This window comes from Acinetobacter amyesii (genome assembly GCF_002018365.1).
GTDB lineage: Bacteria > Pseudomonadota > Gammaproteobacteria > Pseudomonadales > Moraxellaceae > Acinetobacter > Acinetobacter amyesii.
Genome location: NZ_MVKX01000013.1, coordinates 1 through 13,870 on the forward strand (window position 1 = coordinate 1; position 13,870 = coordinate 13,870).

The 13,870-nt window shown below is 33.7% G+C and carries 16 protein-coding genes and 1 pseudogene; 10 read left to right on the top strand and 7 right to left on the bottom strand.

What is annotated here, in order from left to right; translation table 11 throughout:
• Window positions 1-397 precede the first annotated feature (397 nt).
• On the top strand, window positions 398-886 hold the full coding sequence (locus B1202_RS15835; RefSeq protein WP_078191563.1) for an immunity 26/phosphotriesterase HocA family protein: 489 nt from the start codon (window positions 398-400) through the stop codon (window positions 884-886).
• A gap of 324 nt (window positions 887-1,210) precedes the next feature.
• Here the strand turns inward: B1202_RS15835 and B1202_RS15840 are convergent, their stop codons facing one another.
• Together B1202_RS15840 and B1202_RS15845 are read right to left on the bottom strand one after the other, a co-directional pair.
• The gene (locus B1202_RS15840) at window positions 1,211-1,792 is read right to left on the bottom strand and encodes a hypothetical protein (RefSeq protein WP_228145180.1); all 582 of its coding nucleotides are present in this window, start codon (window positions 1,790-1,792) and stop codon (window positions 1,211-1,213) included.
• A 203-nt stretch (window positions 1,793-1,995) separates the two neighbouring features.
• Window positions 1,996-2,508, bottom strand: a complete 513-nt coding sequence (locus B1202_RS15845) for a hypothetical protein (protein ID WP_078191565.1) — start codon at window positions 2,506-2,508, stop codon at window positions 1,996-1,998.
• Window positions 2,509-3,037: 529 nt separating this feature from the next.
• Here B1202_RS15845 and B1202_RS15850 point away from each other — a divergent pair.
• Complete coding sequence (locus B1202_RS15850) at window positions 3,038-3,589, top strand: recombinase family protein (RefSeq protein ID WP_078191566.1); 552 nt, start codon at window positions 3,038-3,040, stop codon at window positions 3,587-3,589.
• Window positions 3,590-3,823: 234 nt separating this feature from the next.
• Here B1202_RS15850 and B1202_RS15855 read toward each other — a convergent pair whose 3' ends face one another.
• Window positions 3,824-4,282 carry a hypothetical protein gene (locus B1202_RS15855; protein ID WP_078191567.1) on the bottom strand — a complete coding sequence of 153 codons (459 nt, stop codon included), beginning with the start codon at window positions 4,280-4,282 and terminating at the stop codon, window positions 3,824-3,826.
• Window positions 4,282-4,896 (bottom strand): AAA family ATPase, encoded by a 615-nt coding sequence (locus B1202_RS15860; RefSeq protein ID WP_078191568.1) that lies wholly within the window; start codon window positions 4,894-4,896, stop codon window positions 4,282-4,284. The genes B1202_RS15855 and B1202_RS15860 overlap by 1 nt, the downstream gene beginning before the upstream one ends.
• A gap of 130 nt (window positions 4,897-5,026) precedes the next feature.
• Here B1202_RS15860 and B1202_RS15865 point away from each other — a divergent pair, with 130 nt between their 5' ends.
• The gene (locus B1202_RS15865; RefSeq protein ID WP_078191569.1) at window positions 5,027-5,596 is read left to right on the top strand and encodes a hypothetical protein; all 570 of its coding nucleotides are present in this window, start codon (window positions 5,027-5,029) and stop codon (window positions 5,594-5,596) included.
• A gap of 284 nt (window positions 5,597-5,880) precedes the next feature.
• Here the strand turns inward: B1202_RS15865 and B1202_RS15870 are convergent, their stop codons facing one another.
• Window positions 5,881-7,230 carry a hypothetical protein gene (locus B1202_RS15870; protein ID WP_228145187.1) on the bottom strand — a complete coding sequence of 450 codons (1,350 nt, stop codon included), beginning with the start codon at window positions 7,228-7,230 and terminating at the stop codon, window positions 5,881-5,883.
• A 1,013-nt stretch (window positions 7,231-8,243) separates the two neighbouring features.
• Here B1202_RS15870 and B1202_RS15875 point away from each other — a divergent pair.
• Entirely contained in the window at window positions 8,244-8,585 is a 342-nt protein-coding gene (locus B1202_RS15875) for a hypothetical protein (RefSeq protein WP_078191570.1), read from the top strand.
• Window positions 8,586-8,591: 6 nt separating this feature from the next.
• On the opposite strand, the gene B1202_RS15880 is transcribed toward B1202_RS15875, so the two are convergent.
• Both B1202_RS15880 and B1202_RS15885 read right to left on the bottom strand, forming a co-directional pair.
• Entirely contained in the window at window positions 8,592-8,858 is a 267-nt protein-coding gene (locus B1202_RS15880; protein ID WP_078191571.1) for a type II toxin-antitoxin system RelE family toxin, read from the bottom strand.
• A complete protein-coding gene (locus B1202_RS15885; protein WP_078191572.1) occupies window positions 8,812-9,096 on the bottom strand; it encodes a type II toxin-antitoxin system Phd/YefM family antitoxin in 285 nt (94 codons plus the stop codon). The genes B1202_RS15880 and B1202_RS15885 overlap by 47 nt, the downstream gene beginning before the upstream one ends.
• A gap of 563 nt (window positions 9,097-9,659) precedes the next feature.
• Between B1202_RS15885 and B1202_RS15895 the strand changes: the two genes are divergently transcribed.
• From B1202_RS15895 to B1202_RS16670, 6 genes and pseudogenes are all read left to right on the top strand, one after another.
• Window positions 9,660-10,037, top strand: a complete 378-nt coding sequence (locus B1202_RS15895) for a hypothetical protein (RefSeq protein WP_143221631.1) — start codon at window positions 9,660-9,662, stop codon at window positions 10,035-10,037.
• A gap of 44 nt (window positions 10,038-10,081) precedes the next feature.
• Window positions 10,082-10,465 (top strand): hypothetical protein, encoded by a 384-nt coding sequence (locus tag B1202_RS15900; protein WP_143221632.1) that lies wholly within the window; start codon window positions 10,082-10,084, stop codon window positions 10,463-10,465.
• Window positions 10,466-10,469: 4 nt separating this feature from the next.
• Entirely contained in the window at window positions 10,470-10,877 is a 408-nt protein-coding gene (locus B1202_RS15905) for a hypothetical protein (RefSeq protein ID WP_078191575.1), read from the top strand.
• Window positions 10,878-10,964: 87 nt separating this feature from the next.
• On the top strand, window positions 10,965-11,456 hold the full coding sequence (locus B1202_RS15910) for a hypothetical protein (RefSeq protein WP_078191576.1): 492 nt from the start codon (window positions 10,965-10,967) through the stop codon (window positions 11,454-11,456).
• A gap of 552 nt (window positions 11,457-12,008) precedes the next feature.
• Window positions 12,009-12,239 (top strand): hypothetical protein, encoded by a 231-nt coding sequence (locus B1202_RS15915; RefSeq protein ID WP_078191577.1) that lies wholly within the window; start codon window positions 12,009-12,011, stop codon window positions 12,237-12,239.
• A gap of 5 nt (window positions 12,240-12,244) precedes the next feature.
• Window positions 12,245-13,846, top strand: a pseudogene (locus B1202_RS16670) (portal protein).
• Window positions 13,847-13,870 lie beyond the last annotated feature (24 nt).

Sequence of the window (13,870 nt, forward strand, 5' to 3'; positions counted from 1 at the left end):
ATTAATGATCGTTGTCATGAAATTATCAATATCTAGATCATTTTTATGAAGATCAATTTCTTTAAAGATTTTTACGAAGTCAAATGACATAAACCGCCTACATTTTCCAAAATTTAAATAAGTGAGACACTTTTTAGCTTTGCTAAAATCAACATAATACATGTTATACGAAGTTGAAAAAAATGATTCTATAGCCTTATTTTTTATGTATTTTTTAAATTTAAGACCTAGGCTAGTGCCTAGGTTTTTATATTTTATATAACAGCCATTGTGTTAAATAGTTTATTCCTATTAACTTCCATAAAGCTCAATAGTAAATTAAGCTAGTTTCTTAATGTGACAGAACCTTATTATTTGCAGGAATGTATTTGAGTTTTTGGTAAGAAGATCAGAAATTATGGAACAAAGAACAAAACGTAAGAGAACTAAAGAAGGTGATGTGATTGCAATTAATTTGGGGAATCTAAGCTATGGCTATGGCATAGTTTTAAACTCCTCATCGACAGGGTTCTACAATTTACAGACGAAAAATTTAGAGTTGAATGTTAATTTCATAACATCACATTCGATTTTGTTTAAAGTACCAGTCATGAATTCCGCATTTAAATCCGAGAAATGGCATATTATTGGGAATATAGAATTAAATGACGATTTAAAACAGAGGGTTTACTTCTTTACGCAAGATATGTTTGATCATTCAATTTCTATTTATTATGAAGATGGAACTGAAGGTATCGATATTCCAGCAACATATGAAGAAGTAAAAGATTTGGAACGTGCTGCTGTATGGGATCCTGAACATGTAGAAGATCGTTTAAGAGATCATTTTAGTGGTGTTCCGAATGAGTGGGTTAAACAATTACGCCCTAAACCCTCTGTATCTTAAATTTAACTTATGTTTACCTAAAGTCTAGTTCATCAATGTATAGCTTTAATTTCCTGTTGGAAAGCCATGAAACATCCATTGTATTCCCCATAAGATTACTAAGATAAGGATCACCCAAACCATAATCTTTAAATTATACATTCTGTAAGTTTTCCTAAAATTAACATAATACACGTTATACGAAGTTTTAAAAAAGAGTATATGATGCTGATTTTTATTTATTTTTTAAATTTTAAAACCTAGACCAGTGTCTAGGCTTTTTCATTTTGTATAACAGCTATTATGTTAAATAGGGTGCTTACATACTTCATTCCTCTTTAATTTCTACTGTATAGAATGAGCGTGTGAAAGGCACTGTACTGTAATTTCATCAAGGTTTTTTTCAATCTCGTTCCAACTATCGAGATATTCTTGAAATTTCTCATTCATAAAGTTTGAATGTAATGCTACCTGCATATAGTAGCCATCAATAACCAGGGCTATAAAATTTAGGTTGCTTTCAACAATGGCATATCCACCATTTTGCATTTGCAGAAAAGAGCGAGAAGCATAATCTAAATACTTGGCCTCTATTGGGGTCTTAGCAATCATTGCTGGAGAATATGCGGCAAAGATATTTTCACTCTTTACATTGTTCATAGGTAGCCAATAGAGATATCCATCTGTTTGCTTTAGGCTCTCACATAGCAGCTCATATAAGGCTTGATTACATTTTTCTTTATATCTATTTGAAAAATCTAATAAATTTAATTTTTTATTTTTAGAAATTATTGAAGGATCAATATAATTCTTATGATTAATCCATAAAGTAAATATATTAGAAATATCGGTATATTGCTTATTACTCAATTTTCCATAATAGGGCTTTAAGGGATCATTATCCTCAATCCAAGGTTCAGTTTTCATATTCATAGAACCATTCTCTAGTGTATTTAGACATTCATTTTAAAGTAAAGAAAAACTAAAATTAACATAATACACGTTATGCGAAGTTGAAAAATTGAGACTATAGCCTTAATTTTTATGTATTTTTTTAATTTCAGACCTAGGCTAGTGCCTAGGTTTTTTTATTTCGTATAACAGCCATTATGTTAAATGGCGAATAGTTTTTAGAGATTTAAAATGCTTTCTAAATCTTTTTCTGTTATTTTCCAACTTGAAACTCCTTCTACCCTATCTGATAGATATAAATAGAATTTATCTATTCTGTTTTTATCGAAATAAAAAATAGGGAAAGTTCTTCCGTAAGCTTTCTTAATTTTCTTAAATGACTTATTTGTAATGAACGTTTTTTCATTTTCAGTAATAAAAACAAAAGATTCCGTAATAAAAAAATCTTTACCATCTTCAGAAATTAAGTCATTTTTATGAATAGTGTCCTCTTCAGGAATAATTGTATATATTCCAATTACCTTTACATGACGCTGAGCATTTTCATAATTTTTTATAAAAGCTGAAACCTCTCTATTTTTTAATGAGTATTTCGCAGCATGCTTCCATTGGGCAATATAATCTTTTTTAGCCCAATCTCTTAGATTTAAATTGAATCGTTCATATTCACCATCTAGCAATATACCAACAGTAATTTCATCCTCAGGGAAAAATTTTATTAAATCTAGCATTCAATTACCTTTTAAATATTTCGATTAGTATTCGCGGTATTAAATTAAGTATCTCTAAAATTAACATAATACACCTTATACGAAATTCTATTTTTTATTTCATATAAATCATTGTCTTATTCTGATGTGAAAAGCCCAATCATCACCGATTGGGCCTTTTTGTTGATTCTTCATGTTCCACGACTATTATTTAATCAATGTTTCACAACTTTAATTAGCTCAGTTTATTAGTTCGGATACATACCATTTCTCTTTTACTACGTCTCTGACTTAGGAATACACTTATTTTTCTATTTTCATCGGAATAGACAATCATTCATCTTCAGGCTATGACTAAAAGCCATTCAAGTGACACTTATGTATCGCATGATAAAAACACTGTTGTAAATCACGGATTATGTAACTTTAGAGTATAGTCTAACGGAACAATTTAGCACCACATCAATTCATATAAAAAACCGTACCTATAGACTTAATATTTAATTTCGGTACAATTCGTATCTATAAGTCTTATATCTAACGGTACAAAATGCCTAATCAAGTCGGCTATATTCGAGTCAGCTCAACTGAACAAAATACCGAACGTCAGTTAGACGGAATCTGTCTGCATAAAACCTTCACAGAGAAGGCAAGCGGTGGAAGCCGTGAACGTCCTCAATTGAACGCTATGATCGAATATCTTCGTGATGGAGATACAGTCCATGTGCATAGCATTGACCGACTAGCACGTAATACAAATGATCTGAATGATATTGTGAATAGTTTGAATGACAGAGGCATCACTATTATTTTTCATAAAGAAAATTTGGCCTTCAGCCATGATGTAGCACAGTCGGCAATGAATAAGCTCATGTTTCAAATGCTTGCTGCATTCGCTGAATTTGAGCGTTCTATGATCCGTGAAAGGCAGAAAGAAGGTATTGCAAAAGCCAAAGCAAAGGGCTTGTATAAAGGCAGGAAACGTAAGGTGGAGTATGCAGAAATACAAAAAGCCATGCTGGAAGATGGCTCGACATTTAGAAGTGTGGCTAAAAGGTTTGGAGTAGGTGTTGCTACAGTACAAAGGGCATTATCGACTTAATACTTATATAACTTATTTTTCATCAGGAAATTTGAAGGCTATGTTCCTGAAGGGGATGACGAGGAAGCTAAAACAAAAATTACATAAACAAATGATGTCCGTGGATTTGATGAATTATTAGGTGTTGTGAATGTGGCTAAAATTGATTTATTACTGGCTCAACATGATGCAAAACTCGATGATCAGGAAATTAGCTTCAGACAAAAATTATAAAAGCTCCAGAAGGAGCTTTTTTTATACGCTATATGTCTTATCTGAAGCTGGCTTATTTTTCTCACGTTCAGCTTTACGTTGCTCACTGAGTTTTAAATGCTCTTCATCACTTAACTTAACCTTCGTCTGGTTAAGTGGGTTATTCATCGTTTCATTGAATTTTTCTGCACCTAAGACACGTCTTGCTTCTTTCAACACAACATCACGAATGAAGTCATTCAATGACTCACCAACGAATCCAGCCGCTTCCTTCAATACTTTTTCTTCTTCATAGTACAAAGGCACAGATGCTAAGCGTCCATGATCCTTCCGTGTCCGCTTCTTTACTTCGCCTGTATGTGGCGTGAGCAGGATCTTATACATCAGGTTACGTGTATATTCGACTTGCTGACCTGTTACGTCTTCTAATGTGGCTTCAGGGTTAGATTGAATCTCGTCAAGGTCGTCACCAAAGCCGATTTTAGCTTTCTGCTTGCTCATTATAGAATCTCCACCAAGAACTCATTGAATTCGTCTTTAGCCTTCGAGCTACCCATTTCCAATACAGACAAGCCTTGTACTGAAGCATCACGAAATTGCTTACGGTCACGTATAACAGTATTCAGGATTTTAAATTTTGGTAAGGTTTGAAGCAGTTCGATTGAGTCAGCAACTTCAGTAGATTTTGAGTTTGAAGGGGCTTTATTTACTACAATAAATGGCTCAAGCTTTTCATTGACCTTCTGGAATGTGTTAAACATCTTCAACACGAATGGCAATACTTCAACGTCTGCTTGGCTTGGTTGAGTCGGTACAATCAACTTATCTGCTACTTGCAAAGCACTACGGAACTCTTCTGAATCACGCCCAGCTACATCTAGGACCACATATTTGTACTTCTTCTGAAGGTCAATCAGTACTTTTTTCAAGTCGCCTTTATGGTGTTCAGTATCAATAAGGTTTTCAGTTCTACGCTTTGACCATTTAACAGCAGATTGCTGGTCATCAGCATCAACAAGAACTGTGTCCCCTTTTTTACTTAATGCTACAGCTAGGTTAGTTGCAAGGGTTGTTTTACCAACTCCACCCTTTTGATTTGCAATACAGACAATCATTTTTCTTATGCTCTAATACCTTCAACAATAGAGCTATTTTAATCCTATAAAACAGTAACAACAACTATAATTTTTCTATATTCGACAATTGGATAAGGTATTATTGAGAGATAAAAATGAGGGAATAGTTATGATTTGGTCTTTAGTCTTGATTGTTGCAATGAATGTATGTGGTTACTTTTTTTTTGAAAGCTATATATCCGATATAGCAATTGATAAAGGTACTGCCCTCGCAACTACATTAGCATGGAGTACTGCAACAGCTTCAATCGTACTAATTGTCGCTTATTATGATATATGGAAAGAACAGCATAATAAAAAGATTTTATCAGAAACAGCTCAAACTATATGGAAGAATTTAACTGAAATAAGTCATTATCATCATTCAGTTATTACCAAGTATCACACGCCTCTCGAAATTCCTGATACTGACATCATGAATATGAGTTCCGATCTAGTACAATCTATCAAGAAACTTCAACAGATGGTTTTTAGCATGAAACTAGAATTAGAGTTACTTGAGGATCTTCTAGGAAAAAGAATTACTAATAATATGAAAAATGAATTTGAAAACTTTGAATTACCAAATACACAAAGTTCTTTGGATATTTTTGATAATATATATAGTCAATATGATACTGCATACATGCCTTACGAATGTGAATTGAAAAAACTATTAATAAAAATTATCAAGGCATAAAAAATCCCCTGCTCCAATTAAGGAAACAGGGGTAAAAGTATATCAATCTTTAAAATAAATGCCTTTCTAATGAAGTGAATACTCTTGCTAAACCATTCGTAATAAAATTTTTTTATTACCTGAAATTGCTACCAATAATGTAAATGAAATCCCTGCAACAATATAGCTTGACTAGACAGCATACATATCAGGACTAGGCCATTGATTTTTTATTTCCATCAAACTAGAAAGTACCAATACTGATAGAAATATTTTTGTTTTAATATTAGTAAACATTTAGTCCCCTATACTAATTCTAATTGTTCAGTTTTAGCTTGAACGTAAGGTTCAGTCTTAACTGCAACAATATTCTCAAATTCGTCATTCATCCAACGAGTTAATAGATCCCTCATACGTGCGCTCGGTACGTAAATATTGATTGGATTACCTTCACGAATAGCTGAACGCCAAATCCATTGCACCATTTCTGAAAGCGCAAATACATCCTCGTTCACTGGGAAGCCTTTCATAGCTGAAGCCTTAACCACCATAGGGTTAGGGAAAAGATTTAGAAGGTACGCCAAGTTAGTTTTGTCTTTATATTCATTTGTCGCTTTAGTATTGAATGCTAACCATTCATCTTTGTAGCGTGATCCTGCAATTAGTGAATGACCTTCTTTGAAAGAAGTCCATAAACGATCCCCTTTCTTAGCTTTAACTTTGTTGCGGAAGTAATTATCTAAGTTTTTAGATAGCTGCTCACATAAAGCCTTTTTATTAGTCTTAAATTGACTAGAACTTAAGGCTGTTTTTTTCGTTCCGATATCATTGATAAATTTGTCGTCTGAAATAGTGACCAATTCTTTAATCTGAGAAGGCTTGTTACCAAAACGAATTAATTCATAATCAACTCCATAAGACTTCAGATACGCACTCATTTGCGAACCTTCAAACATATATGTAGCAATCCAAACTTCTTTGAAAGCTTTAAGGGTATCAATACTCAATTCCCAAACAATCAGCTTTTGGTCCACATATAAGAGCTGACCAAGATCACACATAGTTGCTAGATTTTCGTATTTTGTTCCTGTTGGATCACCGCCATTATCACCAAAGTTTTCACGCTGGAAGCGTAAGGTAACATTATCGCTATCATCTAGTTTGATCCATCCTAAACGGAACAATGCTTCTAATTCAGTCGCTGTATATTCGGCATAAACGTCATAAACCTGAATTGTTTCGTCGATAACTAAGACGTAATCTTTAGCATCTTCAAGCATTGCAGGAGTCAAGTTCATAAATAGCTGGTGTGTACTAACTACATTCTCTTTGTTTTTGAGCAAGTACTGTAAGCTTTCAGCTTTGTTACCGCCTTTATAAGATGGATGTTTGAATCGTTTATCTTTAAGGGGTGCATCTGGCAGGTAAGCGTAATGTACGCTGGTATCGTCTTCTGTAGTAATCAATGGACGTTTTAAGTGATCATCTTCATCATAACTTGTACCTGAAATACGATGGCATTCATCAAGTAATGGAGTGATATATAAAAAGTTTTGTGATGTTTCTGCTGTTCTAATGTTTTCTATAATTTGAGTAGTCTTACCGCTACCCATCATTGCGTCATATACTTTAAACACGGTGCTAATTTTTCCCATTTGCACGTTTTATTTTCCTTTTGTTCTTGATTGTTGTAGAAGTCTGGTAAAGACAGAACTCCTCTCTTGAGACAGATTGTAGCAATCCAAGACAAACCATGTCAAGTATTTGTCTTGAAACGAAATTATTGTCTTAAAAATCCTTATTTTGTCTGCTAAACTCTTGTTTTATTTTAAATTTAAAACTGTGGATAAGTAAGACAGATTTCAGTCTTGAGTTGATCCTAGAAATAGTACGGCTTTCGCCTAAATTTGATACACAAATTAAAGTGAATTTATAAAGGGTTTTTAATGAAGCTGTGACAAATCCTTGTCTTGGCTTGTTTGTAAGATACTGAAAACAATTAAGAAAAAACAGAAAACCTTAAAACAAAAAATAAGTATTCTAGTAGCCACATACATACACCTACGCAACACCTAATCGTGATCATTTCCTGACCGCCCTCTGTAACTCTCATTGTGTAACTAATACTGGAAGTCGGTTGGTTGCTCAAACAATTACTTCAGCATAGCTCTCGTTTCACTCGGCTATACTTTGTAATGTTTCGAGCTGGATACTATCTTTATAAAGCCTTTACTTTCATCTGTTTTTAAAGATAACTAAAAAGTCCTTATAAAATAAGGGAAGACAAAATCTTGTCTTGGGAGGTTGAAAAACGTCATATTTTTAGGGCTTATTTTCAAATTTATCTTAAAGAGAAAATTATAAAAAAATACATATAACTATTTAATAAATATTATAAAATTATTAGAAATAAAGAAGAGTATGTTAACGATATATCGAACTCTTTACAGTCGTTCTCATATCTTTTTAAACTTTTCTTCTTTCTCATACCTTCATACTCCCCTACTGGGTCGTATTCGTTATTCTTTATATTTTTCTTATTACTTAAAGTTATAGAAAGATTGATAAATATAAAAAATATAATATAAAGGTCATCTTTCTATAAATAATATTTATATGAAAGCGACATCAAAAAATAATAAATAAAACCATAAATTAAGAAAAAAATATGTATTCAGTATTCATCATTACCAACAAAAAGAAATTTGTATTAGCAACTTATAACGACTTTAACCCTGAACTGTCAGATCTGACAAAGCTACAACTTATCCTAAATGGACCAACTATCCCCTTCTCTGTATCTGAGCAGTACTTTAAAACTCCTGAAGACTTTGAGATCCGTACTTTTAAATCTGGTATCAGCAATGCTTTAGAAGCCAGCTTAGAAGTTAATAGCATTAACTTAGTCAAAGCTAACCTTCAAACTACAGCAGATGGTCATGTACCTGTCCTTCCAAAAACAAGAAAGCCACGTACTAAAAAAGCCCAACAATCAGAGACTGAGGGCTAATCTAGCTTACATATTCTTATAGATGGTGTCCCGTCTATCAACGTCAAGGACTAATATCACTACCCTGTCATCAATAACTTGGTACACCAATCTATATCCTGCGGACCTAAGCTTTATCTTGTATAGATCGTTAGATCCACTCAGCTTATTTTTAGGTATCTTTGGATTCTCTAGTATTGCTTCCAACTTACGAATAAATTGGTCAGCGATTTGAGGATTTAATTTATCAAACTTCTTGAGAGCTGCTTTTGCGAACTCTAGCTCGTAAGTCATTAATTGACACCTTTACTGTTTCTTCAGTATCGACTTGTTCTGCTAGTTTCAAAAGTTCCTTATCTTCAATTAAATCCATCAGTCTCTCGTACATATCAGCAGGAACACAGTAAAACGCAGGATTATTCCTATTCAGAATAGCTACAGCTTCACCAAACCCATGACTTACGACTTCCATTGGATTCTTCTTTAGATCTGAAACACTAGCCACAAACCGACTGTGAACGATGTGATTCATATTTAAAGCCTCTCCACTCAAAGATTTAATAGTCAAATAATTGAACTACTAAATAAGCTAAAAAATAATTTTAGTAGCTGAATAATGTTTTCAAAAAACGTCAGTAACTGAACGTTCATACACAATATAAAGAATTACATGACCAATTACAAGACCTGTTAATAGGTCTCTAAATAGATCATGAAAATAATAAAAATTAAAGGCTGCAAGCGACAGTCCTTCTTAGACCAAGTTGTACTGAATGGCGGTCAACCAATCTTCTACTTAGTACGATGCTGGAACAAAGAAGAGACGTTTTACAAGCTCGGCATAACAATGAACAACATCCTTACGCGATACGGAACAGTCCGCTCAATGCCATACGAATGGGAGATTCTATTAGAGCTACCTGATACGGCAGCAGCAGTTTATGACATGGAAGTACAGTTCAAAACAGAAATGAATGAGTATCACTATAAGCCTAAAATCTCATTCAACGGCTCAACAACAGAATGCTATACTGAGTTAACTTCTAATTTACTTTTACTAATCAAATGATAAAAAAAATATTAATTACAGCTTTAATGTTTCTACCTATCTGTACTTATGCAAATAAAACACTACCATTAGATGGTTACCTTCCACCTGTAAAAATTAATAATCAACAGCAGTATGACTATATTTACTATAGTTGGATAAGTAAGTCTGAGTTCTTCTCAATGGAGATGATAAAAGTGGAAAGCAATAAAGAACAGACACAGCTTTTAGAATGTAACAAATTTACAGCTAACTTATCTTTAGCTGAATTTGTATTAACAAACAAAGAATTTTCAGACCCAAGAGATATAACGGCAATGGCTAAATTTTTAAAAAATCTAGATACCAATGAAATGGAAGCATGTAGACAGATTCAATTACAAAATTTTGAAAAAATTAAGAAGCACATCATCAGTAAGAAATGATAGTGATATACTCAATTATATTAGCCTTTACAACAATTTATAAAATGAAAATAAAGATCGCTCTTTTAACACTGTCACTCTGCTTATTTTCAAGTACTCATGCTAGAGAACAATTACCTCAAGGTACAAAAGCAGAAATGAAATATCTGTATCAAATGATTAATGAAATAACGAAAGGATTTAAAATTTTAAATTCGATCATAAGTGATGATGATGTAATAGATATAAGTACACCAGAGAAGGTGAAACTGGCTTGTGATTTCGTCCAGACAACTGATCGAATTATTGAAATGGGGGAAAATAGACTGAAAGAAAACAATGGTGACACTTGGTTTGAATTTAGAACAGTCGAAGCCTTCAAAAGTATGTCTATATCAATGATGATTAAAATAGACGATAACAAATCTTATTGTCCAAAGTTGAATTAACTAAATGAAACTAATAACTGCCCTACTCACTCTCTTAGCTTTATTTAATATATCAACAGTACAAGCAGAAACAGAAAAAGTGGCAGATGAATCTATTATTGAAGAAAGACAGGAACAATTTAAAAGGATTTCTATAAGCCTACTAAGTGACTTTAATCTGGCTAAAGACTTGGCAAAAAATAATATAGAGAACGATAGGCAGGAGTTTTCGTTTCAGCTCTGCAAAATGCTTATCAATCTACAAGATATGGTCACAGTCTCCAACTTCTATAACGATTTACAAATTGCACATGAAGCTAAGGAAATAGCAGAAGGCATGCTAACAACAGTCTACGATACGATGGAGCGTAATTTAATAACAGAAGACTCATGCAAGGATGAAGTATATGGGGACAACCATATAAATGAATGAGTTCTACCATCAGCCTAAAATATTATTTAATAGCTTATAAACTGAATGCTATATTTAGTTATCTGAAACTTTACAAGAACTTATAAGATGAAACTAAGAACAGTAGTCCTTTCGATATTGCCAATTATTGCAGCAACAAATGCATCTGCTCTTATATATGAAAGCTTAAAAGATCATAAAGCAAATATGCATACGATATTTGAGGTGAATATTTTTCATGGAGAGACGAAAGTAAATATCATAAAAGAAAAGATGGATCTATTTGCTGAATATGAAACTAAAAAGACTGAGCAAGATAAAAAAGACTACCTAAAGAAAAGTATGCTTTTAAATTGTGCAATCCTATATGTACACGAAAAGCAGGTACATTTTAACGATGTGATGAAAAAGTATGGGCACTATTCCCCCTCATATTTAGAACCTACTGAATTAGATGATGATTTAAAAGATGACGTCCTTGAATTGAACAAAAATGATTTTGTATGTGCTGATCATGAAGAAGAGATAGGCAGAATCTATCGCAGAAATACACCACTTGAGAAGCCAAGTAGTACTTACTTATTAAATATGAAGCCATGATGTCAGATTAGTTTCGTTAGTTCATTAAACACAATATATAATGGTTTTCTCAAACACAAATACTATATATGGTGTCTGGAACTTAACAAAGTTATAAAATTGTGATATATTTCACATTACTTATTTAGAACGAATTAGGCTGAATAAGATTAATAATAAAAACTAGGTCAGTCATTTATATATCCTTTATTCCATCCTTAACTCATAGCTTATTTAGGTAGGCTATCAGATCCCCTTTTAGCTCAGTTTAGTTTTTCTCTTTCTATTCTAGGCTACATTAATAGCTCTAACAATAGCTCTAATATTATAATAAAAATAAATAAGATCTGTATTTAAAACAGACATATAAAACTTTTAAAAAAGAGACATTTAATCACTTACGAATACAACGACTACAGTACAAAGACAATAATAATTAAAGAAAAGACTGCATAGATCCAAGTGCTAGATGAAGAATTAGATTGCCCTTCTATATACCTACACGCACGTATGCGCACACGCATTTTGCAAAATCAACAGCAGATCAAAATAATAACTATAGGAACAATAACAATGGGATCAAAACCAAAAGTTCAAAAGCAGGATTCAGCCGAAGAGATTGAACGTAAGGCTAAAGAGTTGGCTCAGAAAGAAGCTAACGAAAACACAGCATCGAGACGTAAATATAAACAAAGCTCTGTACTGGGTAGCCTATTTAATCAAGGTTCAGCATTAGGAAACATGATGCAAAGAAACCAAAACACTGGCAGTAACAATTCGAGTAATACGAAAACAGGAACTTAACTAGATTGAACGCACAACAAATATTAAAGCGTCTCTCTCAACTTAAATCTGAACGTGTAAAGCATGAAGCTACATGGCGTGATTGTTATAAATATTGCGCACCTGAACGACAACAATCCTTCCAAGACGTAACATCATCTGGACTAGAACAAGAACGTAAGACAGCAAGAAATGAGTTATACGACACAACAGCATGTGAAGGTATTCAACTCTTAGTATCAAGCGTTTATAGCGGCACAACATCACCTGTTAGCTTATGGTTCAAATCAGTACCATCAGGCATAGATAAACCCTCTCAACTCACACAAGGCGAATAGTGGCTCGATACAGTAGATAATTTTATCTTCCGCAACATACACAGCTCAAATTTTGATAGTGAAGTAACAGACTTTCTAACAGATCTAATTGTTGCTGGATGGGCTGTTTTATACGTTGATACTCAGCGTGATAAAGGTGGCTTCTCATTTCATACATGGTCAATAGGTAACTGCTATATCTCATCAACTCAGGCGAATGGGTTGATCGATACAATCTACAGAGAGTTCGAGTTATCAGCCGAGCAAATCGTAACTGAGTTTGGTATTAACAATGTCTCAGACAAAGTTAAAGCTGCAGTAGAAAAGAAACCTGATCAGAAGTTCACACTTGTTCAAGCAATCTTCCCAAGAGATAAGCAATACATCAAAGGTGATGAAGGTAAACGATTAGGTAAAGCAATGCCTTTCGCTTCATACACAATAGAAGCTCAATCCAAATACATCTTAAAAGAGTCAGGATTTGAAGAGTTCCCATGTGTAGTAAGTAGATTTAGAAAGATCCCAGAGAGTCCATACGGCTTAGGAATGGCAAGTATGGTTCTAGCAGACGTTAAGACAACTAATCAGCTCATGAAGCTCTCATTACAGACAGCAGAACTTAATTTGGGCGGTTTGTGGCTAGCAGCCCATGATGGCGTTGTAAACCCTAATACACTTCGTATTCGCCCTAATGCTATCATCGCTGTTAACTCTATTGATAACTCTATTAAATGACTGGATACAGGTTCATCAACGGTTGGTATGGGCTTAGATTTCTTACAACACTTCCAAGCTAAGATTAAACGTACATTGATGTCTGACCAACTCACACCACAAGGTTCAGCACCACTTACAGCGACAGAAATACAAGCAAGAGTGAATGTATATCGTAACCAACTAGGAAGCGTTTTTAGTCGAATGCAGGCTGAGTATCTTCAAACATTATTAGAAAGATGTTGGGGATTAGCAATGAGATCTGGTGTTCTACCTCCAGCACCTGAAGAGCTAATGCAAGCTTCACGTATAAGCTTTAATTTCTTAAACCCGATGGCTGCTTCACAAAAACTTGAGTGGGTAACATCAGCTCAAGAACTAATGTTGAATGTAGGTCAAATGGCAACAATTGATCAGACAGTCTTAGACAACCTTAACCTAGATGCAATGGTACAAATCATGGCAGATGGATTAAACGTACCTAAAGAAGCAATTCGTACATCAGATGAGATAGCAGAACTGAGACAGCTTAAACAAGAACAACAACAAGCTATGCAACAGCAACAGCAGCAGGCAGTAATGTCAGAAGTTGGCTAAACAGCAATGGACATAGCAAAAGAT